General features: G+C 63.3%; 26 protein-coding genes and 1 pseudogene. 14 read left to right on the forward strand and 13 right to left on the reverse strand.

Translation table 11 applies throughout. The features are described from left to right. Positions 1 to 12: 12 nt before the first annotated feature. The 3 genes from ANI01nite_RS04485 to ANI01nite_RS04495 all read left to right on the forward strand — a co-directional run bounded on the left by ANI01nite_RS04485 (position 13) and on the right by ANI01nite_RS04495 (position 2,183). Positions 13 to 192: a hypothetical protein gene (locus tag ANI01nite_RS04485; protein WP_141356340.1), complete on the forward strand. Its 180-nt coding sequence runs from the start codon at positions 13 to 15 to the stop codon at positions 190 to 192. Positions 193 to 304: 112 nt separating this feature from the next. Then, on the forward strand, positions 305 to 1,603 hold the full coding sequence (gene rlmN / locus ANI01nite_RS04490) for a dual-specificity RNA methyltransferase RlmN (RefSeq protein ID WP_255314403.1): 1,299 nt from the start codon (positions 305 to 307) through the stop codon (positions 1,601 to 1,603). Positions 1,604 to 1,697: 94 nt separating this feature from the next. After that, positions 1,698 to 2,183, forward strand: coding sequence for a carboxymuconolactone decarboxylase family protein (locus tag ANI01nite_RS04495; protein WP_038993136.1), 486 nt, complete (start codon positions 1,698 to 1,700; stop codon positions 2,181 to 2,183). 57 nt (positions 2,184 to 2,240) lie between these two features. Here ANI01nite_RS04495 and ANI01nite_RS04500 read toward each other — a convergent pair whose 3' ends face one another. After that, positions 2,241 to 2,498 carry a hypothetical protein gene (locus ANI01nite_RS04500; RefSeq protein WP_038993137.1) on the reverse strand — a complete coding sequence of 86 codons (258 nt, stop codon included), beginning with the start codon at positions 2,496 to 2,498 and terminating at the stop codon, positions 2,241 to 2,243. Positions 2,499 to 2,598: 100 nt separating this feature from the next. Then, positions 2,599 to 4,494, reverse strand: a complete 1,896-nt coding sequence (locus ANI01nite_RS04505) for a purple acid phosphatase family protein (protein ID WP_141356342.1) — start codon at positions 4,492 to 4,494, stop codon at positions 2,599 to 2,601. A 239-nt stretch (positions 4,495 to 4,733) separates the two neighbouring features. On the opposite strand from ANI01nite_RS04505, the gene ANI01nite_RS04510 reads away from it, so the two are divergent. Further along, positions 4,734 to 5,930, forward strand: coding sequence for a pyridoxal phosphate-dependent aminotransferase (locus ANI01nite_RS04510; protein ID WP_141356344.1), 1,197 nt, complete (start codon positions 4,734 to 4,736; stop codon positions 5,928 to 5,930). Between the two features lie 105 nt (positions 5,931 to 6,035). Next, positions 6,036 to 6,392, forward strand: coding sequence for a DUF2695 domain-containing protein (locus ANI01nite_RS04515; RefSeq protein ID WP_141356346.1), 357 nt, complete (start codon positions 6,036 to 6,038; stop codon positions 6,390 to 6,392). Between the two features lie 3 nt (positions 6,393 to 6,395). On the opposite strand, the gene ANI01nite_RS04520 is transcribed toward ANI01nite_RS04515, so the two are convergent. Continuing rightward, a complete protein-coding gene (locus ANI01nite_RS04520) occupies positions 6,396 to 7,070 on the reverse strand; it encodes a DedA family protein (RefSeq protein ID WP_369826776.1) in 675 nt (224 codons plus the stop codon). Between the two features lie 345 nt (positions 7,071 to 7,415). Between ANI01nite_RS04520 and ANI01nite_RS04525 the strand changes: the two genes are divergently transcribed. The 4 genes from ANI01nite_RS04525 to ANI01nite_RS04540 are packed head-to-tail and all read left to right on the forward strand — an operon-like array spanning position 7,416 to position 10,838. Then, positions 7,416 to 8,333, forward strand: coding sequence for an ABC transporter ATP-binding protein (locus ANI01nite_RS04525; protein ID WP_141356348.1), 918 nt, complete (start codon positions 7,416 to 7,418; stop codon positions 8,331 to 8,333). Beyond that, positions 8,330 to 9,085: an ABC transporter gene (locus tag ANI01nite_RS04530; protein WP_038993179.1), complete on the forward strand. Its 756-nt coding sequence runs from the start codon at positions 8,330 to 8,332 to the stop codon at positions 9,083 to 9,085. Before ANI01nite_RS04525 ends, ANI01nite_RS04530 begins: the two co-directional genes overlap by 4 nt. Further along, positions 9,082 to 10,236 (forward strand): sensor histidine kinase, encoded by a 1,155-nt coding sequence (locus tag ANI01nite_RS04535; protein ID WP_170214567.1) that lies wholly within the window; start codon positions 9,082 to 9,084, stop codon positions 10,234 to 10,236. The genes ANI01nite_RS04530 and ANI01nite_RS04535 overlap by 4 nt, the downstream gene beginning before the upstream one ends. Then, on the forward strand, positions 10,233 to 10,838 hold the full coding sequence (locus ANI01nite_RS04540) for a response regulator transcription factor (protein ID WP_141356352.1): 606 nt from the start codon (positions 10,233 to 10,235) through the stop codon (positions 10,836 to 10,838). Before ANI01nite_RS04535 ends, ANI01nite_RS04540 begins: the two co-directional genes overlap by 4 nt. On the opposite strand, the gene ANI01nite_RS04545 is transcribed toward ANI01nite_RS04540, so the two are convergent. Beyond that, a complete protein-coding gene (locus ANI01nite_RS04545) occupies positions 10,835 to 11,335 on the reverse strand; it encodes a DUF456 domain-containing protein (RefSeq protein ID WP_073706882.1) in 501 nt (166 codons plus the stop codon). The genes ANI01nite_RS04540 and ANI01nite_RS04545 overlap by 4 nt on opposite strands. A 120-nt stretch (positions 11,336 to 11,455) precedes the next feature. Between ANI01nite_RS04545 and ANI01nite_RS04550 the strand changes: the two genes are divergently transcribed. Continuing rightward, positions 11,456 to 12,250: an enoyl-CoA hydratase/isomerase family protein gene (locus ANI01nite_RS04550; RefSeq protein ID WP_141356354.1), complete on the forward strand. Its 795-nt coding sequence runs from the start codon at positions 11,456 to 11,458 to the stop codon at positions 12,248 to 12,250. Positions 12,251 to 12,256: 6 nt separating this feature from the next. Here ANI01nite_RS04550 and ANI01nite_RS04555 read toward each other — a convergent pair whose 3' ends face one another. Continuing rightward, positions 12,257 to 13,816 (reverse strand): long-chain-fatty-acid--CoA ligase, encoded by a 1,560-nt coding sequence (locus ANI01nite_RS04555; RefSeq protein WP_141356356.1) that lies wholly within the window; start codon positions 13,814 to 13,816, stop codon positions 12,257 to 12,259. 192 nt (positions 13,817 to 14,008) lie between these two features. On the opposite strand from ANI01nite_RS04555, the gene ANI01nite_RS04560 reads away from it, so the two are divergent. Then, positions 14,009 to 14,779 carry a VOC family protein gene (locus tag ANI01nite_RS04560; RefSeq protein WP_141356358.1) on the forward strand — a complete coding sequence of 257 codons (771 nt, stop codon included), beginning with the start codon at positions 14,009 to 14,011 and terminating at the stop codon, positions 14,777 to 14,779. A 10-nt stretch (positions 14,780 to 14,789) separates the two neighbouring features. Here ANI01nite_RS04560 and ANI01nite_RS04565 read toward each other — a convergent pair whose 3' ends face one another. The 8 genes from ANI01nite_RS04565 to ANI01nite_RS04600 form a co-directional block, all read right to left on the reverse strand. Further along, the gene (locus ANI01nite_RS04565) at positions 14,790 to 15,596 is read right to left on the reverse strand and encodes a GNAT family N-acetyltransferase (RefSeq protein ID WP_141356360.1); all 807 of its coding nucleotides are present in this window, start codon (positions 15,594 to 15,596) and stop codon (positions 14,790 to 14,792) included. A 191-nt stretch (positions 15,597 to 15,787) separates the two neighbouring features. Further along, on the reverse strand, positions 15,788 to 16,846 hold the full coding sequence (locus tag ANI01nite_RS04570; protein ID WP_141356362.1) for an LLM class flavin-dependent oxidoreductase: 1,059 nt from the start codon (positions 16,844 to 16,846) through the stop codon (positions 15,788 to 15,790). 30 nt (positions 16,847 to 16,876) lie between these two features. Then, positions 16,877 to 17,083: a tautomerase family protein gene (locus tag ANI01nite_RS04575; protein WP_038993187.1), complete on the reverse strand. Its 207-nt coding sequence runs from the start codon at positions 17,081 to 17,083 to the stop codon at positions 16,877 to 16,879. Between the two features lie 13 nt (positions 17,084 to 17,096). Continuing rightward, a complete protein-coding gene (locus tag ANI01nite_RS04580) occupies positions 17,097 to 18,581 on the reverse strand; it encodes an aldehyde dehydrogenase (RefSeq protein WP_038993188.1) in 1,485 nt (494 codons plus the stop codon). Continuing rightward, positions 18,578 to 19,330, reverse strand: a complete 753-nt coding sequence (locus ANI01nite_RS04585; RefSeq protein WP_141356364.1) for an alpha/beta fold hydrolase — start codon at positions 19,328 to 19,330, stop codon at positions 18,578 to 18,580. Before ANI01nite_RS04585 ends, ANI01nite_RS04580 begins: the two co-directional genes overlap by 4 nt. Before the next feature lie 34 nt (positions 19,331 to 19,364). Further along, complete coding sequence (locus tag ANI01nite_RS04590; RefSeq protein WP_038993192.1) at positions 19,365 to 19,916, reverse strand: amino acid synthesis family protein; 552 nt, start codon at positions 19,914 to 19,916, stop codon at positions 19,365 to 19,367. Continuing rightward, positions 19,913 to 20,581, reverse strand: a complete 669-nt coding sequence (locus tag ANI01nite_RS04595; RefSeq protein WP_141356366.1) for an amino acid synthesis family protein — start codon at positions 20,579 to 20,581, stop codon at positions 19,913 to 19,915. The genes ANI01nite_RS04590 and ANI01nite_RS04595 overlap by 4 nt, the downstream gene beginning before the upstream one ends. Before the next feature lie 31 nt (positions 20,582 to 20,612). Then, positions 20,613 to 21,311 carry a GntR family transcriptional regulator gene (locus ANI01nite_RS04600; protein ID WP_141356368.1) on the reverse strand — a complete coding sequence of 233 codons (699 nt, stop codon included), beginning with the start codon at positions 21,309 to 21,311 and terminating at the stop codon, positions 20,613 to 20,615. Positions 21,312 to 21,439: 128 nt separating this feature from the next. Between ANI01nite_RS04600 and ANI01nite_RS04605 the strand changes: the two are divergent. The 3 genes and pseudogenes from ANI01nite_RS04605 to fdhD all read left to right on the forward strand — a co-directional run bounded on the left by ANI01nite_RS04605 (position 21,440) and on the right by fdhD (position 25,090). Further along, positions 21,440 to 22,414 (forward strand): annotated as a pseudogene (locus ANI01nite_RS04605) (flavin reductase). A 44-nt stretch (positions 22,415 to 22,458) separates the two neighbouring features. Further along, on the forward strand, positions 22,459 to 24,117 hold the full coding sequence (locus ANI01nite_RS04610; RefSeq protein WP_246242366.1) for a BCCT family transporter: 1,659 nt from the start codon (positions 22,459 to 22,461) through the stop codon (positions 24,115 to 24,117). 145 nt (positions 24,118 to 24,262) lie between these two features. Beyond that, the gene (gene fdhD / locus ANI01nite_RS04615; RefSeq protein ID WP_141356370.1) at positions 24,263 to 25,090 is read left to right on the forward strand and encodes a formate dehydrogenase accessory sulfurtransferase FdhD; all 828 of its coding nucleotides are present in this window, start codon (positions 24,263 to 24,265) and stop codon (positions 25,088 to 25,090) included. The last annotated feature ends 53 nt before the right edge of the window (positions 25,091 to 25,143 follow it).

A 25,143-nucleotide genomic window follows, 5' to 3' on the forward strand; every position in this document is an offset into this window, starting at 1 on the left:
GTTACTGGTTGCGTGATTGCATCTATCAGTGCAGTACCCGGCGACGCGGTGATCACTCGCGAGCGCCAGGAAGGATTCCGCCACTGGAGCAAGGACCGCCCTGCAGCTGCCACCAGCGGGCAGCTGGGCGACATCGACCTGGCCGGGGCTGTGGGCAATATTGGCCACCTGAAGGAATCCTTCAAGTACTGAATACCCGTATGCAGCTGTGCCGCGCCGCCGGTAGATTGGCGGTGCGTCACTGCTTTGCGCGTGCCCAAACTCACCGCCAAACTCTCGCGGATACATGAAACAATAGGTAGCAATGACTTCCATCGATTCCACCCCACTTTCCGCTGAAGAACGCAAGGCGCTGCGCAATGAGCAGGCCGCGGCCCAGCGCGCCCAGCAGCTGCGCATCTCCAAGTCCCGAGCCGAAGCCGAAGGCCGCGCCCAGGTCGTGCCAACCGCCGAAGGCTGGAAGCAGGAGATGGGTGCCGATGGCCGTCCGGAGCTGCAGTTCTCCACCAAGCGCCGCGTCTCCCAGCCGCCAACGCACCTGGCCGACCTGTCCCTGGCCGAACGCCAGGCCAAGCTGAAGGAACTGGGACTGCCGGGCTTCCGCGCCAAGCAGCTCTCCGTGCACTACTTCCAGCACTACACCACCGACCCGGCACAGATGAGCGACCTGCCGAAGAACGGCCGCGAGGAACTCGCCGAGGCGATGTTCCCGAAGCTGCTCACCGAGGTCAAGCGACTGGAAACCGATGACGGCAAGACCATCAAGTTCCTCTGGCGCCTGTTCGACGGCTCGCTGGTCGAGTCCGTCTTGATGCGCTACCCGGGCCGCATCACCCTGTGCATTTCCTCGCAGTGCGGCTGCGGCATGAACTGCCCGTTCTGCGCCACCGGCCAGGCGGGTTTGACCCGCAACATGTCCACTGCTGAAATCCTTGACCAGATCGTCCAGGCCAACCGAGTGATCGCCGAGGGCGGACTGGGCGGACGCCAGCACCCGGATGAGCGCGTGGGCAACATCGTGTTCATGGGCATGGGCGAACCACTGGCCAACTACAAGCGCGTGATGAACGCCGTGCACCGCATGGTTGCCGAGGCCCCGGAAGGCCTGGGCATGGCGGCCCGCGGCATTACCGTTTCCACCGTCGGCCTGGTTCCGGCGATCCGCAAGCTGGCCGACGAGAACGTCCAGGTCACCTTCGCCCTGTCGCTGCACGCCCCGGATGACGAGCTGCGCGACGAGCTGATCCCGGTGAACTCGCGCTGGAAGGTCGACGAGGCGCTGGATGCCGCGTACGACTACTACGTGAAGACCGGACGCCGCGTCTCCATCGAATACGCGCTGATCAAGGACATGAACGACCACGAGTGGCGCGCGGAAATGCTGGCCAAGAAGCTCAACGCCCGCGGCCGCGGCTGGGTACACGTGAACCCGATCCCGCTGAACCCGGTGCCGGGCTCCATCTGGACCCGCAGCGAACCTGACATCACGTCCAAGTTCGTGCGCCGCCTGGACGAGCTGGGCGTGCCGACCACGCTGCGCGATACCCGTGGCAAGGAAATCGACGGCGCCTGCGGCCAGCTGGCCGCCGACGGCGACAAGTAGCAAACTTCGTGGAGACCAGCTTTCGCTGGTCTCCACGGTTCTTTACCCGGATGCCTTCGAGCAGGAGGGCTGCACGTGGATGTATGGTTCAACTATGGCCGTTTCAGACCCGATGTTCCTCGACAAGACCAATCCCGAGCTTTGGAACTCGATTGGCAGATTCTCCAAAGATGTCGCCAAGTCCTATCGCGCCGCCGGGATCAGCGACCGCACCGCCGAGCTGGTCAATTTGCGCGTATCGCAGATCAATGGCTGCGCCTTCTGCCTGGACCTTCATGCGCGCAAGGCGCTGGATGCCGGCGAGAGCCTGCAGCGGATCACCCTGCTGCGCACCTGGGATGAATGCGGAGGGCTATTCACCGAAGAAGAATGCGCCGCATTGGCCATCGCCGAAGCTACCACTGGCCTTCCGAACCCCGAAGAGCGCATTGCTGCGGTGGCTTCGGCCCGGCTGGTGCTGAGCGATGAGCAGGTGGCCGCGATCCAATGGATCGCCATCGCCATGAATGCCTTCAACCGGATTTCCATCCTTTCGCGCCACCCGGTCAAGGAACGCGAACTGGACACCACGGGCAAATAGCCAGAGGCCGCCGTGCCCCTTGGGGACACGACGGCCTCTGCCGTGGATGCGTGCTGCCTACAGCTTTTCCTGCGGGCTTGTTGCGCGCACGGCTTCGGTGAACCGGCGCTCGAATTCTCCAGCGGAAACCAGTTCGCGCTCGACGCGGAACGAGGATTCCTCGATGCCCAGCACCGCTGCGATCAAGGAGCGGGTGTAGAGGGAGATCTTGCGGGACTTGCGGGTGGAAGTCACATGATCCAATTCGGGAACCCAGATGTTCCACCAGCCGGCTTCCTTGGCGACTACTGCCTTGAAAACGCGCTGTTCACTCATGTCTCGTCCTGCTCCCTGCGCTGCTGCGCTCAGTGGCCTTTGCTCACTTCAATAGTCCACTACCTGCAGCCATGGCGACAAGTCGCCTGCTCCGCCAGAGCTACTTTGCCAGTGGCACCCCGTCCTTGCCTACCGAGAAGCGCACGACATCGTCATAGGCCCGCCGCTCGGTCTTCTCCAGCTGGTACTGCGAATCCAGCAGCGGGAAGATATGCACGGGGGTCAAGGTCAGCTCGGCGCCCTGCGCGGTATTGGCCACGTCGATCAGCAGGTGCCCGTAATGCAAGCCGCCGGAGACCAGCTGCGGAACGCCGTTGGCATCCTCGGCCCAGGTTTCCGGCTCATCGGCCGGGGCCGACCACTGCGAATGCGAGTTGAAGCGCAACGGCTCGTACCCGCCTTCGGCATTCTGCACCAGCTTCTCACCGCGCAGGCCATCGGCTGCCACTCCGACGTCATAGGAGTGGAAACCGCGTCCGTCGCCGTCGTCATCCACCCAGGAACGCTCGAACATCTCATCGTGGCCGGAGATCACAGCTGCGACTCCATGCTCCTCGAACATCGGGGTGTAGGCGCGCATCGCGGTGCCCGACTGGTTATCCGGGTGTTCATGGTTCGGCGGGGTGCCGTGCACGCCGTTGGAATAGGCTGAGTGGTGGAACTGGACCAGCACGATTTGGCCGTTGGCGCGTGCATCGGCCAGTTGCTTCTCGGCCCATTCCCACTGCGCCGAGGCGGCATCCATATTCGGCAGGTCGACGTCCTGCTCGGTAGTGCCGGGGAACAGTTCCTTGAAGCCCTGGACATAGGATTCGAAAGTGAACTCGCCCTGGGTATCGGTGGACAGCTTCGCCGCGTCCATATTCGTGTCATCGCCCGAGAACTTCTCCCCGGACAGCTGGCCGGTCCGGGTGTTCTCGTCCGGGCGGCCGTTGGTGGAATCCAAGGTCAGCACGGTGACCGGTCCGTGATCCACCCGGTAGTACGAGCCCTTGTACTCGGGGTGCTGTGGATCCTGCGGCAGCGAGAAGTAATCCAGGAAGCGGTTGCGCGAGATGACCGCGGGAGTACGGTCGGCGTCCGTGCCGTAGCCGCCGTTCAGCGCGGCATAGGTTTCCCAGTTGCCCAGCGCCGGAAGCAGCGGGACATTGGAGGCCAGGTCCGAATGCTCCCCGGCCACATGGCTGAAGAACTCATCCCAGGCCGGCTGGTAGCCCGAACCCTGGGTGAGGTCGCCAGCCATCATGACCAGGTCCGGATCGGCGGCCTGGATGTGCTTGAGGTTCTCGTTGAAGGCGGTGGACTGGTCCAGCGGGTAGCGCAGGGTCGGCTGGCCGTAGCGGGTGGTCATGCCGAACTCCTGGTCCCAGGCAGATCCGGCACCCGGGCGCTGCAGCGAATCCGCGGTGTAGCCGTTGACCGGAGAGAGCTCCCATTCGCGATGCTCGGTGCGTCCGCGCGGCTCGGTCTCGGAATCGGAGAACGCGATGATGCGCACGTTCTTCCAGGCCTCGCCCTTGGGCGCCGTCTTGAAGGCGGCGCTGTGCGTTTCGCCGGACTGGGTCACCGTGTAATTGTAGGTCTTTCCCGGCTTGAGATCCTCGAAGGTCACCGAGTGCTTGTAGTTCGAATTCGACTTCAGCCACGAGCCCTGCTCCAAGCCAGCGATCTGCTCATCGAGCTCGGCCTGGGTGTATTCCATGAGATCCAGGTATGCCGGCTCGCTGCTCTGCTGGCCGGACTTGCCCAGGCCCGGTCCGCTCATGCTGATGGTGCCCGGCTCATCGGTTTCGCTGATCCAGTTGATGGTCATCGAGGTGGAAGAAGGAGCTTGCAGATATGGCAATACGCGGAACCCCGGTGAGGGGTCCTTGGCAACTGCCGCTGGAAGGGCAGCAGCCGCGGTTGCAGGCGAGGCTGCCGCTCCGGCGGTTGGCGCCAGGGCCAGGGGGAGCAATACTGCGGCGGCCAGGGCGGCTGAGAGTGGCTTGTTCATGGTTCGTTCTCCTGTGCGAGGTGTCGCCTACAATAGGCGGATACCTCGAGGATGCTCGGGGCGAATGCCCCAACGGTTGACGGGAGGCAAACGGAGGGTGAACCGGGGCAGTGAGCCTGCTCACCGGCTTCCGGTGGGCGCAATGCCACGCTGGAGCCGATAGCCTTGAAGCAGATAGCGCAGAAGGCCGCGGCGAGGATGCTGTGGTTCTTCGATGCCTGCGGAAAGAAGGACAAACAGTGCAAGCTTCCCAGCGTTCCAAGGTAGCTCCCTTTGAAGTGATGCAGATCGTTGACCAGGTCGCCACGATGCGTGCCGCGGGGCACGACGTGATCTCCTTGTGCGTCGGAGAACCCGGCGGCGGTGCGCCAGCGGCGGTCAATGAGCTGGCCGCCCAGCTGCATTCCGGGCACGCCGACTTCGGGTACACCTCCACCGCGGGCCTGCTCGAAACCCGCCAGGTTCTGTCCGAGCACTACCTCGATACCTATGGGGTGCAGATTCCGGCCAAGAACTTCGTGATGACCACAGGGTCCTCCGGAGCCTTCCAGCTCGCGTTCCTGGCGGCCTTCGACGCTGGAGACGTGGTGGCGCTGGCCCGCCCCGGCTACCCGGCCTACGCCAATATCCTCCGGGCCCTCGGGCTGGAAGTGGTGGACCTGCCCACCGGTGCGGCACAGCGTTTCCAGCCCACCGTGCAGCTGCTCGAAGCGGCCAAGAAGGAGCATGGCCGCCTGGACGGGCTGGTGATCGCCTCGCCGAATAATCCCACCGGAACCATGTTCAGCGCCCAGGAGCTCAAGGACCTGGCCAGCTGGTGCGAAGCCAATGACGTGCGGCTGGTCAGCGACGAAATCTATCACGGCATCGAGTTCGTCCCAGAGCGCAAGGGGCACACCTCGTGGGAGTTCTCCCGCACTTCCATCGTGGTCTCCTCCTTCTCCAAATACTGGGGGATGACCGGCTGGCGCCTGGGCTGGATGATCGTGCCCGATGATCTGGTGGCCACCGTTGACGCGCTGGCCTCGAACCTTGCGCTGTGCGCTCCGGCGCCGGCGCAGCGCGCGGTCGTGGCAGCCTTCGAGAAGCAGAGCCTGGATGAAGCCAATGAGCGCGTGGCCGAGTTCGCCCGCACCCGGGCCCACGTGCTTGAGCACCTGGGCAGCCTGGGGATCAGCGAGGCGGCGCCCGCCGATGGTGCCTTCTACCTCTATGGCCGTTTGGCACCCGAAGTGCTGGAACTTTTCGGTTCTGCGGGGCAGTACTGCCAAGCGGTTTTGGAACACGCGCACGTGGCGCTGACCCCGGGAGGCGACTTCGATCCGTTCGAGGGGCACCTGTTCATCCGCTTGTCGTTCGCGGCCGGATACGAGCGCGTGGCAGAAGCAGTGGAACGCGTAGCGGCATTCCTCCGCCAGAGCCTGGCAGGCAGCTAGATATCCACAGCTGGTGAGCTTGGCGCGGTGCGCGGTGCTTGAACCACAGACAGTTGAAGGCAGTAGCGAAACACTACTGCCTTCAACTGCTTTAAGGAGCCACCCATGCCCGCGGTACTCGAACCCGTCGACCATGAATGCCTTGCCTGCTTCCTCTATCGGGCCCTGAGAGCCCAAGGGTGCGGCGGGACCCATCTCTTCCTGCTGGCCTATCGCGACGAGAGTGCCCCGCGGGCTACCGCGGTGGAACGGAAGATGCAGCTGCTGGGCGGTTACTGCGATTGCGAAGTGCTGGCCAATGCCATCCGCCCGATCACGCGCGAGGCAAGCAACGCCTTGGAAGACGAGGTGGATCTTGTCTGCAAAGGAGTACGCCGCGGCACAACCCAACCTTGTGAACATTGGTTGATGCGCCGCGGCGTACAGTGGGGTGGCGGACAATTCCGCCGGAGAAGTGCTTGAAAATCAGTCTTCGATGGTCTTGCTCTTCGGCTTGCGTGCCTTGAGCAGTTCGACACCGATGGGGATGACCGAGATGAGGACGATCAGGATGAAGATCAGGTCGATGTTCTCTTCGATCCACGTGAACTGTCCCAGCCAGTAGCCCAGCAAGGTGACACCGATACCCCACAGGGCTGCGCCGATCAGGTTGTAGAAGACGAAGGTCTTGTGGTTCATCTTCGCAACGCCAGCGATTACCGGGACGAAGGTGCGGACGATCGGCACGAAGCGTGCAAGGATCACCGCGCGGCCGCCGAACTTCTCGAAGAACTCGTGGGCGCGTTCAACGTTCTGCTGCGAGAAGAAGCGGGAATCCGGCTTCTTGAAGATGGCAGGACCAGTTTTCTTGCCAATGATGTAACCGGTCTGGTCGCCGGCGAAGGCGCAGACGAAAATCGCGGCGCAGAAGAGCCACAGCGGGATGTGGATGGTGCCGGTGGCGATGAGCATGCCAACGGTGAAGAGCATCGAATCACCAGGCAGGAAGAATCCCACCAGCAAGCCGGTCTCAGCGAAGACAATGGCACACACCAGCAGCAGAACCCATGGGCCGAGCGCAGGGTTGTTCAGGAAGACGGCAGGGTTCAACCAGTCGGGCAGGAATGCCGCGCCCATGGTCGGGGCCGCGTAATCGGTCACAAGGGAAAGAAACGAAGAATGATCTAGCACAGCAAAAATCCTACGGGAATACGCTGTGAGTTTCCCAGAGAGGAATCCGTAACGTCTGATGGGGGATAACCCGACCACAAGGGCGGAAATCTCCAATTTGTTCGTTGACCCGGTGGATCATGGCATTTCCCAGGGCCTGCATCACGAGGCGAAGGCGCATCGCGCAGCGGCGAGTTGCCAAGCTCACAGCAGGTTTCCAAGCATTGATCAGCATAGTTGCGTCGGGAAACTGGTTTCAGTCCATGACAACGGTCATGGGCAACCCATGACTTTCTGCTCTTCTGCCTACCTGGCAAACGGAGAAAACTGGGAGTCATGGAAACGCTGACTAAAACCAATGCAGTTTCGCTCAGCGGCTTGAAGAAGACCTTCTCAACGCCGCGCAGCAAGGTCGAAGCCGTCAAGGGCATCGACCTGCAGATCCAGACCGGTCAGATCGTGGCCTTCTTGGGGCCCAACGGAGCCGGCAAGACAACAACCGTGGACATGATCCTCGGCCTGACCCAGCCCACCGAGGGATCGGCCCAGATCCTCGGCTTGGACCCGCGCCAGGCGGTCCTGGCTGGCAGGGTCTCGGCAGTGCTGCAAACCGGCGGGCTGTTGCGCGACATGACCGTCAAGGAAACGGTGTCGGTCATCGCCCACATGCATGAGCAGGCAGATCGCATTGGTGAGGTCATGGAACGCACCGGACTGGACAAGATCGCCAAGCGGCGCGTGGGCAAATGCTCGGGCGGCGAGCAGCAGCGCATCAAGTTCGCTTTGGCGTTGCTGCCGGATCCGGATGTGCTGATCCTCGATGAGCCTACTGCAGGGATGGACGTGATGGCCCGCCGGGATTTCTGGGCCGCAATGCGCGTCGAAGCCACCGAAGGACGCACCGTCATCTTCGCCACGCACTATTTGGAAGAAGCGCAGAACTTCGCAGAACGCACCGTGCTGATGAACCACGGGCTCATCGTCGCCGACGGCGCCACCGAGGATCTGCGCAAGCTCATCTCCGGACGCGCCGTCAGCGCTTCCTTCCCCTCGGCCGAGCATGCCGAACGGGCCGCCGCCTCCAGCGATTCGGTGCAGGTGGCTGAACGCAATGGCTTGCGCTTCGCCTTCCGCAGCTCCGACTCCGACAGCTTCGCAGCCGCCCTGCTGACCGAGTACCAAGGCTACGACCTGGAAATTTCCTCGCCGAGCCTCGAGGACGCCTTCATCCAACTGACCAAGGACCCATCATGATGAGCACCTACATCCGCGTGGAATTCGCGCGGCACTTCCGCGATGGATACAACCTGATCTTTGCCCTGCTGCTGCCCGCGGCAATGTACATCCTGTTCGGCAGCATCCCCAGCTACACCGAGTTCGAGCTGGGAGCCGGTAATGTGAAGTTCTATCTGATGATTTCCATGGCGGCCTACGGAGCGGCAGTCAGCACCGTGGCCATCGCTGGCACCGTGGCCACCGAGACCATGCAGGGGTGGGGCCGGCAAATTTCGCTGACAAAAATGCCGCCGAGCATGTTCGTCAGCAGCAAGATGATCGTCGCGGCCACCGTTGCCGGCGCCTCGGCAGCGCTCGTCTTCGCCCTCGGGGCCGCTACCGGAGCCGAAGCGCAAGAAGGCTGGATCTGGGCCGCGAGCTACCTGATCATCCTGCTCGGTGCCATGATCTTCGCCTGCTACGGGATCGGGGTGGGCATGGCGTTCAAATCCGAATCGGCCCTGGGCCTGGCCTCGGGACTGATGGTGTTCTTCGCCTTCTTCGGCAACGTGTTCATGCCTCTGGAAGGAGGCATGCTCGACGCGGCCCGCTTCACCCCGATGTATGGCTACGTCGCGCTGGCCCGCTACCCATTGCTCAAGGACATGCCTGCCGGGGTCGATATGGCACCGGATGCGTTGTGGATCCCAACCGCTAACCTAGTTGCATGGGCACTCATCTTCGTTCTCTTCGCGGTCTTCGCCACCCGCAAGGCCAAGGCGCGCCAGTGAGCCCACGCCAGCCTGGCCCCGCGCCAGCGGACGACCCGCTCTGCGGCCTCGACGAAGACCAGAAATTCTGGGATCGCCGAGGCTGGCTGGTGGCCGGGGTCTGGGTGATCTTCCTGGTCTTCCCGGTGCTGGACCTGCTCGTCGAGGACTATGCGCTGCCCACCCGGATCATCGGCTTGGTGCTGATTGCCCTCTTCGCCGCCGTGTATTTGCAGTCCTATTCGAAATTCTCCTCGAAGATCGGGCAGGGCGGAACCAGTGCTCGCCGGGCGCATGTGAACTTCCTGGTGCTCTGCGCGATTATTGTGCTGGGCATCCCGGTCGTCGGGTTGACTACCATGGGGCTTTTCCCCTTCATCACCTCTTTCGCGATCTTCCTGCTGGGCAGGAGGTGGGCCATCGCGGCCTACTCGGCCGTGGGGGTGCTCAGCTTCGCGTTGCCGATCATCTTCGGGCAGTTCATGGACGCGATCTTCCTGATCGGCCTGAACCTGGTGCTGATGGTGGTGTATGCGATTACCGTGGCGGCCATCCGGCGCTCGACCGTAGCGGAAAAGATGCGCAGCGACTACCTGCTGGTCGCCGAACAGGAACGCGTTGCCCGGGACGTGCATGATGGGATCGGCCATTCGCTGACCGCATTGAACCTGAAGGCGCAGCTGGCCCTGCGCCTGCTGGACCAGGAGCAGTACGCCCAGGCCCGCGGCGAACTGGAACAGCTCAGCGCCTTGGCCGTCGATGCGCTGGACTCCGTTCGCACCACGGTGCAGGGGCTTAGCCGCCAGGACCTGGCCGCGGAATTGGCTGAGCTGAGGCAGGCCTGCAACGACAACAACCTCGAATTCACGGTGGCCGGATCCGCCGAGCAGGTCCCGATGCAGCTGCGTTCGCATGTGGCATGGATCCTGCGCGAAGCGGTCACCAATGTACTGCGCCATGCGCACGCCAGCAGGATCGTGCTGCAGCTGGAACCCGAACACGTCAGCATCGAAGATGACGGCGACGGGCTGCAGGCCAGCACGCCCGGCCACGGGATCCGCGGAATGCAGGAGCGTGCCAAGCAGTTCGGCGCCAGCTGCACGGTGGGGGCCTCGCGGCTGGGCGGAACCAGTGTGCAGGTAGCCTTTGCGGCAGAGGGGAACGCCCGATGATCCGGATACTCATTGCCGATGACCAGCATCTGGTGCGCGGCGCGCTGGCAGCCTTGCTGAACCTCGAAGAGGACATCGAGGTCGTTGCGCAATGCGCCGACGGAGACGAAGTTGCCGCGGCGCTGGGTGCGCATCGGGCCGATATTGCATTGCTTGATGTGCAGATGCCGCGGCAGGACGGGCTGAGCACCGCGGCAGAACTGAAGGACAGCCACCCCGAGGTAAAGGTGCTGATCCTGACCACCTTTGACCGTCCCGGGTACTTCCGCCAGGCTTTCGAAGCCGGAGCGCACGGTTTCCTGGTCAAGGATTCTCCGCCTGCCGAGCTGATTGCCGCCATCCGCAGGGTCTATTGCGGGGACAAGGTGGTGGATCCGCAGCGTGCGATGCTCAGCGTTGAGAGCCGCAGCAACCCGCTGACCGGGCGCGAACGCGAGATCCTGGCCTTGGCCGCGTCCGGTGCGCCAGTCTCGCAGATCGCCTCGACGGTGCACCTGTCGGTGGGCACCGTGCGCAACCACCTGTCCAATGCGATCGGCAAGACCAGCACGGCCAACCGCATCGAGGCCGCGCGCTACGCCAGGGAGATGGGCTGGATCTAGCGCATCACGAAGTGCATGATCATGCCGATGACCCAGATGGAAGACGCCAGCAGCACGCAGCCGAATTCCACCACGATGCCCAAGCCCATGGCCTTCAGCGCAGCCCAGGATGAGCCGAACGCGCCGGAGACCTCGCGGCGGCGCACGCTTTCACCGGCGAACAGGCCCACCGCGAAGCCGATGAACATACCGACAACCGGGATGATGAACGCGCCGGCAATGGCGCCGACGACCGCGAAGAGAATGGATCCCTTGGGGATCTGATGCTCCTTGAGCTTCTTGCCGGTCAGGATTGCTGAGGCCGACCAGCCCAGCAGGGCAATCGCCATGCCCAGTCCGGCCGCCCACCAGGAGGCGCCGGATCCCAGCAGCCAGCCCCAGGCCAGGAGCGTGCCGATGGTCAGCAAGGACCCGGGCAGCACCGGGAAAATAGTGCCCAACGCCGAGACGACGAGCAGCAGCCCGGCGATGATGGTGTAAATAATCTGTGCATCCACACGCCCAGTTTCGCACACGTTTCCATCGGCCCGGAGGCAAGCGGAGCGTGGAGAGGTTCCGCAGGCTGGCCGATTCGCGATAGATTGCCTAGGACGCATGATGAATCGGGGAGGATCCTGATGGGCAAGGACAATAATGCACGGGTCGGCGTAGGGATTGCCGGGTCCACCGCCGTGGTGCGGCTGGAGAATCCGGGCCAGTTCAATGCGCTCACCAAGGACATGTGCCTGCAGCTGGTGGGTGCCTTTGCCGGTCTGGCGACCAATGACGAGGTCGCTTCCATTGTGGTGCGCGGCGCCGGAAGGAACTTTTGCGCCGGGATTGCCATCGATGAAATGGACCAGGTGCTCTTCGACCGGGATGAGGACGGGGAGCTGATCAACCACTTCGATCTGCTCGACAAGATCATCGTGGGCTGTCCGAAGCCGACCATTGCGGTGGTGGAAGGCAATTGCTTCGGCGGTGCCTGGCAGCTGGCTTCGGCCTGCGACATCCAGCTGGCCTCGGACAATGTGCGCATCGCGATCACCCCGGCAAGAATCGGCTTGGTGTTCCCGCGCCCGGGCATCGAGCGGCTGGTGCATGCCCTGGGGGAGCACCGGGCCAAGTACCTGCTGCTCTCCGGAGCGGAGGTGTCCATTGCCGAAGCCGAACGCTGGGGCATGTTCACCAAGGTGGTTTCCCATGGGCAGCTCGAAGAGCAGCTGGACGCCTTGCTGGGCCAGCTGGCGGCGAACTCGCCGTATTCCATTGCGCGCACCAAGGAAGCGATCAACCTGGTGAGCGCTGGGGAAGCCACCGACAGCTGGTGGGAAACGCTGTGGGAAGAGAACGGGGCGAACGCGGACCTGGCCGAAGGCAGATCCGCGTTCCTGGCACGCCGTACCCCGGACTACAGCGGGCTGCGCAAATAGGGTCCGCTAGCGCTGCTCGGCGGTGAACTGGGCGACCAGTTCGCGCTTGAGAATTTTCCCGCTGGGACCGAGCGGGAACTCGGTGACGATCTCGATCAGCCGCGGGTACTTGTACGCGGCCATCTGCTCGCTGGCCCACGCCACCAGATCCTGCGCGCCCAGTGTGGAGCCAGCCTCCAGGGTCACCGAAGCGGCGATCTCCTGCCCGTGGGTTTCATGCGGCACCCCGTACACGGCGGCGTTGGAAATCTCCGGGTGGGACACCAGGACCTCCTCGATTTCGCGCGGGTACACGTTGTAGCCGTTGCGCAGGATCATGTCCTTGGTACGGTCCAGGATGCGCAGGTAGCCATCCTCGTCCTTCGTGCCCAGGTCCCCGGTGCGGAACCAGCCATCGACCACCGCTTCGGCCGTGGCCTCGGGCCGGTTCAGGTAGCCGGAGAACAGGTTATGCCCGCGGACCACCAGTTCGCCCAGCTCGCCGCGCGGCAGCAGCTGGATCTTCTCCGGGCTGGCCGGGTCCGCGATTTCCACATCCACTCCCCAGACCGGGGTGCCGACGGTGCCGGGCCGCGGTTCGACGCCCACATGGTTGAAGCAGGCCACCGGAGAGGTCTCGGTCAGCCCGTAGCCTTCGTGGATCCGCGCGCCGAAGCGCTGCTCGAAGGCGGTCAGGATGGATACCGGAAGCGACGCTCCGCCGGAAATGGCGTAGCGCAGCTTCTGGGGCGTCTCCGTGCGGTGCTTGCCCGCTTCGAGCAGGGCCACATACATGGTCGGCACCCCGAAGAAGACATCGATGCCCGCGTCCAGCAGCAGCTCCAGGGCGCCTTCGGCGGTGAACTTGGGCAGCAGCATCAACTCGGCACCCACCCGCAGCCCGGTATTGAGCACGCAGGTCTGGCCGAAGGTGTGGAAGAGCGGCAGCCCGCCGAAGAGCTTGTCGCCGCGGCGCAAGTCCATGGTGTTCAGCAGCGTGGTGTGGGTCTGCTCAATCAAGGCAAGGTGCGTGCCCAGCGCACCCTTGGGCTTGCCGGTGGTGCCCGAGGTATACAGGATCGTGGCCAGGTCCTCCGGGCGCCGCGGCAGGTAGGTGGCAATCGGCGAAGCCTGCCGGGCCAGGTCTTCGAGCCGGTCGGTGCCCGAGTCTTCCGGCGCCAGCACGCTGAGCACCGGGACGCCTGAAGCGGTGGCTCCGGCCGCGCCCTCGGCGAGCAGCGGCGCGGCGCAGATCATCAGCTTGGCCTCGGAGTCCTCCAGGATGTATGAGATTTCGCGGGCCTTGAGCAGTGCGTGCACCGGCACCACCACGGCGCCCAGGGCCAGGACCGCGTAGTAGGCGCGGGCGAAGTCCGCGACATTGGGGATGAGCAGCGCCACCCGGTCCCCGGCAGTGATGCCCTGGGCCTGCAATGCTCCGGCGTATTCTCGCGTCTGGTCCCACAGCTGCGCATAGGTGGTGCTGTGGCCATCGACAGTGATGGCGTTCAGCTCGCCGTAGCGGGCGGCCCCTTCTGCGAGGATGGCTGCCACTGAAACTGTGAGATTGGATGCGGGAACGCTCATGGTGAACTCCTCGGGTGAACCAACGGTGCTATGTGTGCTGTATCACATTAAAGCATAATGAAACTGCGGTTCATTGCAAGGTATTCAGTTCCGTAATATCTCGGTTGGCGGCAAATTTTCCGTTGCTGATCTGGATGAAAAGGACATAGACTCAGGCCAAGCGAGCTGGATGAATTGTGGAATGGGGAAGCGATGCCGGCACCAAGGGATCCACGAGCCGAACCCTGCTGGGTCGATCTGCTCACCAGCGACATGGAAAGCTCCGCCCAGTTCTACGCGCAGCTATTCGGATGGGAAATGCGCCGAGACGCGCCAGACGCGGATGAAGGATATGCCGAGGTCTACCTCAACGGGTCGATGGTCACCGACTTCATTGCCAATGACCCGGACTCCGAGGTTCCGGACTGCTGGACCACCTATCTGAATGTCACCGATGTGCACGCCGCCGCCTACGCCACCAAGCTGCACGGCGGCAAGGTCTATCTCAAGCCCATCGAGGTTCCCGGACAGGGCACCATGGCCATCATCGGGGATCCAGCCGGCACCGGCGTGGGACTCTTCCAGGCCTTCACGCCAGCAGACGCTGTCCCCAGCCGAGTACCCGGTACGCGCGTCTGGAACGAGCTGCATACCAAGCATTTCGAGCCGGTGGCCCGCTTCTACCGTGAAGCGTTGGGATGGTGCCTGTCCCCGGTCTCGGACACGGACGAGTTCCGCTACCACACCTACGGCCAAGGACCGGAGGCGGTGGCGGGCATTTTCGACATCTCTGGCTATCCGGACTCCAAGTCCGGCTGGCGCGCCTACTTCGCGGTGGCGGACACCGATGAAACCGTGGCGCTCGCCGAGAAGCTCGGCGGCACGGTCATCCATGAACCCCATGACTCCTACTTCGGCCGCATGGCAGTGCTCGGCGACGTCACCGGAGCCGAATTCGCGGTCATCTGCCCGCCGAAAAGCTAGCTGGAAGCGGCTAGCTTCCGGTTGCCTCGCGTTTCCAAAAGTAAGGGGTCGTGGTGGAAACCTTCACCAGGCCCTGGCGCTCAAGAATCGGGCGGGAATATTCGGTGCTGTCGCTGTGCACGTACTTGCGGCCCATGGCGATCGCGCTGCGTGCCCGGGCATCGACCAGGGCCCGGTAGACACCGCGTCCGCGGTATTCGGGCAGCACGCCGCCTCCCCAGAGGCCTGCGAATTCGGTGCCGGCCACCGGCTCCAAGCGGCCCGCACCCGCCATCCGCCCCTCCAGCCAGGCGACCCACAGTTCCATGCCGTCATTGCGAGCCATGCGTGAAATCAGGGCGTGGGCGGTGGCGGGATCGTAGGGTTCGCCGAAGGCCTGGTCGACCATGCGGCACATTTCCTCAACTTCTTCTGCAGCGCTCACGCGCCGCAATTCCAGCCCAGCCGGACCGGGGTCGCCACTGGGCAATGCCTGCAGCGGCCCGATCATGATTGATTCGCTCTCCTCGGCATTGAATCCCAATGCTTGCAAGCGCTCGGGCAGACCGGGTGCATGGTCGTGTCCCCGGGTCTTGAATTCCACCTTGGTGATCTGCGGCTGCGCCGCGAAATGCTCCAGTGCTGCTCCAGCCAGCTGGGCCAAGGCCTGCGGTTCATTGCCGTTGAAATGCGGATAGGTGATGAAGCCGCGCCCCTTGGCGTAGGTGGCCAGGCGCAGCGGACCGAGCCGGGTGATGGACTGGGCGCCCGGAGTCTCGGCATCGGTGCGCAGCTGCTCGTCGTAGAGCCTGAGGAGGCGGTCGCGATCGGTATCCATCTGCATAGTTTACGGCCGCTGCCCCTCCACTTTGCCTCCTCTGGCCAACGGTGCCACTGGTGGGGAGGAAAGCAACAGTCGGGCCCATGACATGTTTCGCAAGTCGAGCTCCTCCGAGCAACCAAGGATCTGGAGCTTGACGGCGAAGGCCGCCGGCACCGGAGAACCGGATGCACGGCGGCCTTGGGTCGTTACAGCGCTGGCTGCTTCGCGAAATGCGGCACGACTTCGTTGATGAACAGCTGCAGCGAGCGCTTCTTCTCCTCATGGCTCAGTGCATTGTCGCTCCAGAAGCTGTATTCGCTGACGCCCAGCTCCTCATAGTGGCGAAGACGCTCGATAACCACGTCCGGAGTGCCGATCATCGCGGTGCGATGCAGGGACTCGGGCGTGAATTCCTCGCGTCCGGCGAACTTCTCCTCGGGGCTCGGATCGATGAAACCGTTGACCGGATCCACCTTGTTGCCGAAGACAGCATCGAAGGTGCGGTAGAACTTGTTGATGCCTTCGGCCGCCGTGCGCCAGGCCTCCGGCTCGTCGGCGGAGTGCAGGTACGTGTGGCGAAGCACCATGATGTCGGGGCGCTGCTGCACCTCGGGGTGGGCTGCGATGGCCGTCTCGTACTTCTCGACCAATGACTCGACTTCTTCGTCGCCCTTCATCAGCGGGGTCACCATGACATGGCACCCGTTGGCCACAGCGTAGTCGTGCGACTCGGGGCTGCGGGCCGCAACCCAGACCGGGATCTGCTTCTGCGCGGGCTTCGGGACCGAGGTGGAGGTCGGGAACTGCCAGACCTCACCGTCGTGGGCGTAGTCTCCCTCCCACAGCTTCTTGACTGCCGGGATGAGTTCCTGCATGGAGGCTCCGCCGTCAGTGGCCTTCATGCCATCGGTCATGCGATCGAACTCGAACTGGTAGGCTCCGCGTGCCACGCCCAGTTCGGCACGGCCATTGCTGATGACGTCGAGCAGCGCGAGTTCGCCGGCTGCACGGATCGGGTTCCAGAAGGGAGCGATGATGGTGCCGGCTCCGAGCCGGATGGTGGAGGTTCGGGCAGCCAGGTATGCCAGCTGCGGGATCGGGTTCGGCGAGACGGTGTACTCCATGGAGTGGTGCTCGCCGATCCAGACGGTGGAGAAGCCGCCGGCTTCGGCTATTTGCGTCAGCTCGACGAGATTCTCGAAATGCTGTGCGTGGCTGATCGAGTCGTCATAGCGTTCCATGTGGATGAACAGTGAAAAGCGCATGCCTATCCTTCTTTCGGTGCTCTGCTGCCCTTAGGCAGATGCCTGGCTGTTATTGCGTTCGGCGATGGTTTGGTTGGTTCGGGACCAGTGTTCGTGCTCGATTTCCCGCACGATGACCGTGATGTTCTCTGGTGCGGCATCCACGGTGTTTTCGGCCGCTTGGTGCAGTGCGGAGATCAAGGCGCGCAATTGCTGCGGGCTGCGGCCCTTGGCGATGGAAACATCAATCAATGGCATGGGAGCCCCTCCCTTATCCGCGCATCACAAACGGATCCGCGACGGGGGATTCGTCGGTGTTGATCCATACGCTCTTGAGACGGGTGTATTCGTTCATGGATTCGATGCCGTGCTCGATGCCGACGCCCGAGTTCTTGAATCCCTGGCGCGGGGACATCGGGGACATCGCCCGGTAGGTGTTCACCCAGATCGTGCCGGCATCCAGCTTGCGGGCCATGCGGTGGGCGCGGGCCAGGTTCTGCGTCCATACGCCAGCGGCCAGCCCGTAGTCGGTGTCGTTGGCCATCGACAGCAGTTCGTCTTCGTGCTCGAAAGGCATGATCGCTGCCACCGGACCGAAGATCTCCTCGCGGACCACGCGCATGTCGTTATTCACGTCGGTGAGCACGGTGGGGGAGAAATAGTAGCCCGGAAGATCCAAGCCTTCGGGGCGGGCACCGCCGGCCAGCACCTTGGCACCCTCGTCTGCGCCGATCTTCACGTAGGAAGCGACCTTCTCCAGCTGGTCGGCGAAGGCCAGCGGGCCCAGCTCGGTGGAATCCGCCAGCGGGTCGCCGATGACGATGGACTTGGCACGTTCGGTGACACGTTCCAGCAGCTCGTCGTAGACCGATTTGTGGGCGAACACCCGGCTGCCGGCAATGCAGGTTTGGCCGGCCGCGGCGTAGATGCCTGCCACCACGCCCATGGCCGCGTTGGCGACGTTGGCATCGTCGAAGACGATATTCGGGCTCTTCCCGCCCAGTTCCAGTGTGCAGCCGATGAAGCGGCTGGCCGCCTGGGCGGCGATCGAGGAGCCGGTGGCAGTGGAACCGGTGAAGGAGATCTTGGCCAGCAGCGGGTGGGCCACCAGTGCGGCTCCAGCCTCGGCCCCGAAACCGGTGACCACGTTGATGACGCCCGGAGGGAATCCGGCCTGGTCGGCCAGCTCGGCCAGCAGCAGCACCGTGCGCGAGGTGTATTCGCTGGGCTTGATCACCACGGTGTTGCCGGCGGCCAGTGCCGGGGCGATCTTGGATGTGGTCAGGGTCAGCGGCGAGTTCCACGGGGTGATTGCGCCAACCACGCCCAGCGCCTCGCGCTGGGTGTAGTTCAGGATCGCCGGGTTCATGCTCGGGATCTGGGAGCCCTGAACCTTGTCCGCCAGCCCGGCATAGTAGTAGAGGTACTCGGGCAGCGTGGCCAGCTGGCCGCGCATTTCGCGCAGCAGCTTGCCGTTGTCCAGGGATTCGTAGCGGGCCAGCTTCTCGGCATTCTCGCCGATCAGATCGCCCAACCGGCGTAGCAGGTGTCCGCGGGCGGTGGCGCTCAAGGTGCTCCACGATGGGGCGGTGAAGGCCTTATGGGCGGCCGTGACAGCACGGTCCACATCTTCGGCATTGCCGCGGGCGGCCTCGTAGAGCTCGTCGAGAGTCGCCGGGTTGGTGCTGGTGAAGAAACGATCTTCGCTGGGAGCGACGTGCTCGCCGTTGATGAAATGCATGTAACGCTCGCTCATGCCTGTTTCCCTTCGTTATCGCTGAAAAAACTGTTCAATTCCGCGGCCAAGGCCCGCGGATTCTCCACCGGGAGCATGTGCCGTGCTCCGGGGATGATGCGCAGCCGCCCCTGCGGTACGGCGGCAACCAGCCGGCGGGACATCTGCGGGGTCGAGCCGGGATCCAGCTCGCCGGTGATAGCCAGCGTCGGCTGCTTGATCGCCCCGAGCTCGCCGGCAATCTCCCGGTCGCCCCGGGCGAAGACCGCGTAGGCGTGCAGATAGGATTCGAGATCGTTGCCGGCCATGGTTTGCCGCGTAGCTTCGATGAACTCCGGATCCACGGTGGTGGACGAGGCCGGGAACCACCGTTCGATGGCCCGGTCCACTCCCTGGGAGAAGTTCGTGCCGGCGGTAGCCAGGCGTTCCTCCACTGCGGCGGACTCTTCGCTGCTGCGCTGGCATACGGAGTTCACCGCGGACAAGGTCAGCACGCGCTCGGGAGCGAAGCGCGCAAGGTGCTGGGCAACCAGCGCCCCGAGGGAGAATCCAACCAGGTGCACCGGCTCCCGGGATTCGATCCGTTCGAGCACATCGGAGGCCAGGCTCGCCAGGCTCTGCTCGCTGCGCAAGGGCGGGCGCAAACCATGCCCTGGCAGATCCAGTGCCACCGATTCGCGTCCCAGCTGCTCGCGCAGGGGCTTCCACATGGTCCGGTCCAATCCGACTCCATGCAGGAGGACAACCATTGGCTGCTTGGTGCTTGTCATGCGTGCTTCGCTCCGTTCCGGCTGATGCGTCCTGCTACTGTTCGGTGGACAGCGGGGCCAGGCGTTCCTGCGGCCGGCCGCGGGTCGCACCAGCCAAGGCGATCAGGATTTCGCCGGCATGCGGAGCATCGGCGATCCTGGCCTCGACGCTCTGGTGGTGCGAACGGATCGTGGCATCGGTGAAATGCTTGAGCGGGATGTCGAACTGCACTCCGGCCGGTCCGCGCTTTTCCACGGCCGGCAGCAAGGTGGTGGCGTTGGCCGCATCGCGGAAGTGGTTGCCGAATTTCAGGGTGTGGATCAGGGCCGAGCCATGTTCGATTTCCCCGTCCAGGCCCACGATGGCTGCTTTGCCGTAGGCTTCCAGCGGGGCGCCCAGCGCTTCGATTACGCGGGGTGCCAGCAGGGCGCCCAAATCCGAGGCCACCTTGTCGATGCCCTCGGTCAGGTCTTCCACGAAGCCCTGGCCTGCCCAGGGGTTGTCGAACACAGCGGCCACAATGACCACCTTGGCCGCCGGCTCGACTGGACGGCCGCCTTCGGAAGCGGTTTCCTCGACGATGGTGACAAGCTTGCGGTAGTTCATAGTTGGATTCCCTTCAGGATTTCGGAGGTGATGACTTGGTCGGTGGTGCGGTCGCCGATGCGGGCGTGCGGACGCGGTCCGGTGGATGCCGCGGCGATCACGGCGATCTCCCCGGCATGCGGGGCGTCGGGCAAGGACAGCTCCAGGGTCTGGTAGTGGGTTCGGGTGGCCGCTGCGGTCTTGTGCCACATCGGTACGCGCAGCGACTCACCGGGAACGCCTCGGCCGTCGACAAAGCAGATGATCGAGGTGCCACCGAGAGCTTCGCGCAGCAGGTTGCCGAAGAAAGGAGTGTGGATCAGCGCGCCGGCGTGCTCCAGTTCCCCATCGCTGCCCACCAAAGCGGCCTTGCCGAAAGCTTCGACCTTCTCGGCTCCGCCCAAGGCTTGGAGCAGGCGATCCGAGAGCAGCTTGGCCAGCAAAGGAGCGATGGCTTCGGTCCGCTCGGACAAGTCCTGCGACGTTCCGGTGCCCAGCCATGGATTAGGGATGACAGCGGTGGCCGTCGCACGGGTGATGGCGCCCAGCTCGCGGTGGGGAAGTTCTTCCACCGTGCACGAGATCTTGCGCAAGCCGATGGCCCGGGCCAAGTCCTCGTAGGCATCGAGCGTTGATCTGTTGCTCAAATCGATGAGCTGGGACGGCTGGGCCAGTGGAGAATTCATCTGGTTATTCCTTTGCAAGGCTATTGTGGGGCTAACCCGGTTGTTCTTCGTCTTCTTCTTTCATCGCTGCCAGGGCAGCCGACTGGCTTGATGCTGCAACATGCCTGCGCATCACGAGTTCTGCGGCCAATGGATCCTTGGAGCTGATGGCGTCGATGATTGCCTGATGCTCGTCCTTCGAATTCTGCAAGCGCCCGGGCAAGCTCAGCGTCTGCGAAACAATGCGATGGTAGGCCAGCTGGTTCATCAGCAGGTCATAGTGCTCGGATAGCTTCCTGTTGTCGGCTCCGGCTACCAAGGTGCTGTGGAATTCATGGACCAATTGCGAATAGAGTTCGGCGTCGCCGCGTTCGACGGCCTGCTGGCTGCGTGCAACGTTTTCCTTGAGCTGGTCCAGTTCAGGTACGGCCCCGCGCCTGGCCAGCAAGCCAGCGGCCAATCCCTCAAAGGCTTCCTTGAGCGAAAACATCTCGTGGATTTCGCGCTGGGTAGGCTTCCTGACGAAAGTTCCGACCCGCGCTCGCACCTCAACCAAGCCCTCGCGCTCCAGCTGCTTCAAAGCTTCCCGGATCGGAGTGCGGCTGACCTCGAAATCTTGCGCGAGGGCAGTCTCCGCCAATAGGTCCCCAGGTTGGACAACTCCGGTGACGATCATCTGACGGAGCCTGCCGAGCAGCGGCGTCTCCGGGTTGCTTCTGGCTTTTGATTCCACGATTGAACTCTCTTGCATACAAGAACTCTATCCATAGATTCCCTTGTATGCAACAGAAACTTAGTCGATCGGCATGAAATCGCTAAATTAAAGAGAATTTTTTGAAATGTGTTGACTCCATCACAACCTTTGCTAGCATTTCTTGCATGCAACAAATTGTAAATTCACTCCAGCCTGTCAAGGAATCGCTCGTCAATGCTTGGGAAGCGGCTTGGGACCGAGGGCAGGTCGAAGCCCTGGACGAGATCTTCCACGCGGACTTCCGGAGAATCAGCAAGAAATCCAAGAACGTCGCCACCATTGGCGAACTGAAGCAGGAGATCCTGTCCGTTCGGGATGCTTTCCCGGATCTGGTGACAAGAATCGACCACCTGCTCGTTGATGAGCAGGAGCAGTCCATCGCGATTTTCTGGCACACCACCGGGACCTTCATCAACGATCTGCAGGGAGTGCCGGCTACTGGCAACACCGTGGAAACCCGTGGTTCCAACCTGATGAAGATCCAGGATGGAAAGATCATCTCCGAGCAGGTGACGTGGGACCAGAGCGAGCTGCTGGAAGATGTGGGAGTCCCTTCGCTCAAGTCCGCATTCGAACCTGCCGGCGAAGGCGTGGTCGTGGATGATTTGAGCGGGGTGCCGAACCTCGACGCACTCAAGGGATTCAACCGCCAGTTCGTTACCGGCGTGACCGTCGTGACCACCATGGACGAGCAGGGCAAGCCCCGCGGGCTTGCCGCGAATTCCTACGTGTCCGTTTCGCTGGAGCCGCCGCTGGTGCTCGTTTGCGTGCAGAAGACCACCAGCACCTATGCGTAGATGTTCAAATCCACCCATCTGGGCATCAACATCATGAGCAACGGACAGCGCGACACCGTGGGCACGTTCGCAGCCAAGGGCGATGACAAGTTCGCCAACCTCGAATGGCACCAAGGCCCGAACGGCAGCCCGCTGATCGACGGTTCGGCCGCGTCCATCGAAGCCGAAATCAAGGAGCGCTTCCAGGCCAAGACCCATACCGTATTCATCGCCAAGGTCAAGCATTCCGAGGTCGCCCAGCTTGAGCCGATGGTCTACAAAGCCGGCCGGTTCTACGACGGCGCCGAATTGACCGCGCTGTAGCCCGGCGCTGGCAGAATCCTCCAAGACAACGAAGTGTGAGAGCCATGAAAACCGAAACCAACGAAATGCAGGGCAACGGGCCACGCGGAGGGCCTACGCTCACCGGCGGCAAATTGCGCCGGGCTGCGGACAAGAACGAAGCGAAACAGGTCTACAAGCAGCTCCAGCGCCCAGGCAGCGTCCTCTTCCTTTCGCTGGCCCTGGTCGTGGTCTTCGTGCTGTGGGCGGCTTTTGCACCGGAGCGGCTCAATGCACTGATGTCCGGGGCGTCCAGCTGGTCGGCGCAGTACATTGGCTGGAGCTACCTGCTGGTTACTCTCGGCTGCATCGTGCTGATGCTGTTCCTGGCCTTTTCGCGCTACGGGGGCATCAGGCTGGGCAAGGACGCGGACCGGCCTGAATTCTCCACTTGGGCATGGATCGCGATGATCCTCGGTGCTGTGATGGGCATCGGGCTGATCAGCTATGGGGCTGCTGAGCCGATGAGCCACTTCATGGTGCCGCCGCATGGCCGGGCCGAGCCGGAAACCATGGATGCCGCAGTTCTGGCCTTGCAATTCTCATACTTCGACTGGGGACCAAATGCCTGGGCGCTGTTCGGCGTATTTGGCCTGGCCATTGCCTATTCGACACACCGCCGGGGCAATTCGGGCCTCGTCTCGGTGATGCTCAGGCCTATCCTCGGAAAGTCGATGGACGGATGGTTGGGGAAAATCATTGACGTGTTCACCGTGCTTGCGACGCTCTTCGGCACGACCACTTCCCTGGGGTTGGGTGCTTCGCAGATCGCCGAGGGGCTGAACAGCCTGATCGGGATTCCCACGGATTTGTTCGTCAAGATCGTGATCATCGCCGGCGTGACCATCGTCTTCACCCTCTCGGCGCTCTCCGGCGTGGGCAAAGGCATCAAATGGCTCAGCCAGGGCACGATGATCGGTGCCGCCGCTATTGGCGTCTTCGTCCTGGTATCCGGCCCCACCGGATTCATCTCCAACATCTATTTCCGTTCCATGGGGCAGTTCCTGGGCGAATTCCCGGCCGTGGCGCTGTTGACGCCCTCGGGAGCGGAGGACTTGCAGTGGATGCAATGGTGGACCTACTTCATGATGGCCTGGTGGCTGAGCTGGGGTGCTTTCGTCGGCATCTTCTTGGCGCGCATCTCAAAGGGCCGGACCATCCGTGAGTTCGTTTTTGCGGTCATGGGTGTCCCGTCGCTGGTCTTCAGCGTCTGGTTCAGCATCTTCGGCGGCACCTCGATCCACCAGGAGATGAACGGCAGCTCCGGCATCGGCCAGGCGACGCTGGAGGACACCAACAGCACTTTCTTCGCCATGCTGGCCGAGTTGCCGATACCAGAAGTGACCTCTGCCTTCACGGTAATCCTCGTGGTGCTGTTCTTCATCACCGGTGCTGATTCCAATACCTATGTGCTGGGCACGCTGACCTCCGGCGGAAACATGTACCCCAAGCGCCCGGTCCTGGTGGTCTGGGGACTGCTCACCGGCGTCTGCGCGATCGTGCTGCTGCTCGTGGGTGGGCTCGAAGCGCTTCAACAGGCGGCCATCCTCTCCGCGGTGCCGTTCACAGCGATTGTGACGCTGCTGGGGATGTCGCTGATGAAGGAGTTGCGCTGCGACACGCGCCTGCCGGCACCTTTGCTGGAAGCCGCAGCGCCAATTCGCAGCAGCAACGCAGCAGACTAGGCGGCACAGTGGCGTGCAGCCCCGGTTGAGCCTTGGAGGTGGCCGTAATCAGTCACGGTGGCTGGCATAGCCGGGGTCCGCAAACGTAGAGTGTGCTCAAGCAGCAAGCGGTACCAGCCGCACGAAGTAGCACAAGGAGCGTTTAATGGGCCGCAAGATCGCGCGCCGCCGCATCGTCAGGGCAACGCTTGAGGGCTCGCGCGTCCGCGAGGAGAAGCTGGCCGGCGAAGAGCCGTTGGAGATCCGCTTCGGCCACACCGCCTACACCACCTCCATGCGCACGCCGGGCGACGACTTCGACATGGTCACCGGCTTCTTGGTGGGCGAAGGTGTCATTTCGGCCCCCGAGCATCTGGTTTCCCTGCGCTACTGCGCCGGCACCGACGAAGCGGGCAACCAGACCTATAACGTCATCGAGGTGCAGCTGGGCCCGGGTGCGAAGCATCCCGATCTGTTGGCCGCCCGCAACGTGGTCACGAGTTCGGCCTGCGGGATCTGCGGCACCAACTCCATCGACGAGGTGCGCAAGAATGCGGCCTTCCCGCCCGACCCGGACGCCGGGCAGGTGGAGCTGGAAACCCTGCTGGGCCTGCCCGATACCCTGCGCGAATCGCAGCAGCTGTTCTCCGCCACCGGGGGTGTTCACGCGGCCGGGTTGTTCTCCGCCACCGGGGAGCTGCTGATCCTGCGCGAGGACGTCGGGCGTCACAATGCCGTGGACAAGGTCATCGGGGCTGCTCTGCGCGAGGGGTTGCTGCCGCTGGGGGACACCATACTGCAGGTATCCGGACGCGCCTCCTTCGAGCTGGTGCAGAAAGCCGCGATGGCCGGAATCCCGGTCCTGGCGGCGGTCAGCGCGCCCTCGTCGCTGGCTGCGGATTTGGCCGAGGAATCGGGCCTGACGCTCGCTGCATTCTCCCGCGGACGCAGCGTGAACATTTATACACATGCGCATCGGGTGATCACAGCGTAGCCTTGTAATATGTGAGCTGGATATCAGTCCCGCCCGCGCCACCAACCAGGAGG

This window comes from Glutamicibacter nicotianae (genome assembly GCF_006539525.1).
Classification (GTDB): Bacteria; Actinomycetota; Actinomycetes; order Actinomycetales; family Micrococcaceae; genus Glutamicibacter; species Glutamicibacter nicotianae.

What these genes read in the sequence shown, in the direction of transcription:
- ANI01nite_RS04580 (WP_038993188.1), bottom strand. Translation starts at nt 18,581, where the DNA reads ATGAGCGAGCGTTACATGCATTTCATCAACGGCGAGCACGTCGCTCCC.
- ANI01nite_RS04500 (WP_038993137.1), bottom strand. Translation starts at nt 2,498, where the DNA reads ATGAGTGAACAGCGCGTTTTCAAGGCAGTAGTCGCCAAGGAAGCCGGC.
- ANI01nite_RS04525 (WP_141356348.1), top strand. Translation starts at nt 7,416, where the DNA reads ATGGAAACGCTGACTAAAACCAATGCAGTTTCGCTCAGCGGCTTGAAG.
- ANI01nite_RS04600 (WP_141356368.1), bottom strand. Translation starts at nt 21,311, where the DNA reads ATGCAAGAGAGTTCAATCGTGGAATCAAAAGCCAGAAGCAACCCGGAG.
- ANI01nite_RS04530 (WP_038993179.1), top strand. Translation starts at nt 8,330, where the DNA reads ATGATGAGCACCTACATCCGCGTGGAATTCGCGCGGCACTTCCGCGAT.
- ANI01nite_RS04585 (WP_141356364.1), bottom strand. Translation starts at nt 19,330, where the DNA reads ATGACAAGCACCAAGCAGCCAATGGTTGTCCTCCTGCATGGAGTCGGA.
- ANI01nite_RS04550 (WP_141356354.1), top strand. Translation starts at nt 11,456, where the DNA reads ATGGGCAAGGACAATAATGCACGGGTCGGCGTAGGGATTGCCGGGTCC.
- ANI01nite_RS04575 (WP_038993187.1), bottom strand. Translation starts at nt 17,083, where the DNA reads ATGCCATTGATTGATGTTTCCATCGCCAAGGGCCGCAGCCCGCAGCAA.
- ANI01nite_RS04610 (WP_246242366.1), top strand. Translation starts at nt 22,459, where the DNA reads ATGAAAACCGAAACCAACGAAATGCAGGGCAACGGGCCACGCGGAGGG.
- rlmN (WP_255314403.1), top strand. Translation starts at nt 305, where the DNA reads ATGACTTCCATCGATTCCACCCCACTTTCCGCTGAAGAACGCAAGGCG.
- ANI01nite_RS04495 (WP_038993136.1), top strand. Translation starts at nt 1,698, where the DNA reads ATGGCCGTTTCAGACCCGATGTTCCTCGACAAGACCAATCCCGAGCTT.
- ANI01nite_RS04570 (WP_141356362.1), bottom strand. Translation starts at nt 16,846, where the DNA reads ATGCGCTTTTCACTGTTCATCCACATGGAACGCTATGACGACTCGATC.
- ANI01nite_RS04505 (WP_141356342.1), bottom strand. Translation starts at nt 4,494, where the DNA reads ATGAACAAGCCACTCTCAGCCGCCCTGGCCGCCGCAGTATTGCTCCCC.
- fdhD (WP_141356370.1), top strand. Translation starts at nt 24,263, where the DNA reads ATGGGCCGCAAGATCGCGCGCCGCCGCATCGTCAGGGCAACGCTTGAG.
- ANI01nite_RS04560 (WP_141356358.1), top strand. Translation starts at nt 14,009, where the DNA reads ATGCCGGCACCAAGGGATCCACGAGCCGAACCCTGCTGGGTCGATCTG.
- ANI01nite_RS04515 (WP_141356346.1), top strand. Translation starts at nt 6,036, where the DNA reads ATGCCCGCGGTACTCGAACCCGTCGACCATGAATGCCTTGCCTGCTTC.
- ANI01nite_RS04590 (WP_038993192.1), bottom strand. Translation starts at nt 19,916, where the DNA reads ATGAACTACCGCAAGCTTGTCACCATCGTCGAGGAAACCGCTTCCGAA.
- ANI01nite_RS04540 (WP_141356352.1), top strand. Translation starts at nt 10,233, where the DNA reads ATGATCCGGATACTCATTGCCGATGACCAGCATCTGGTGCGCGGCGCG.
- ANI01nite_RS04595 (WP_141356366.1), bottom strand. Translation starts at nt 20,581, where the DNA reads ATGAATTCTCCACTGGCCCAGCCGTCCCAGCTCATCGATTTGAGCAAC.
- ANI01nite_RS04565 (WP_141356360.1), bottom strand. Translation starts at nt 15,596, where the DNA reads ATGGATACCGATCGCGACCGCCTCCTCAGGCTCTACGACGAGCAGCTG.
- ANI01nite_RS04555 (WP_141356356.1), bottom strand. Translation starts at nt 13,816, where the DNA reads ATGAGCGTTCCCGCATCCAATCTCACAGTTTCAGTGGCAGCCATCCTC.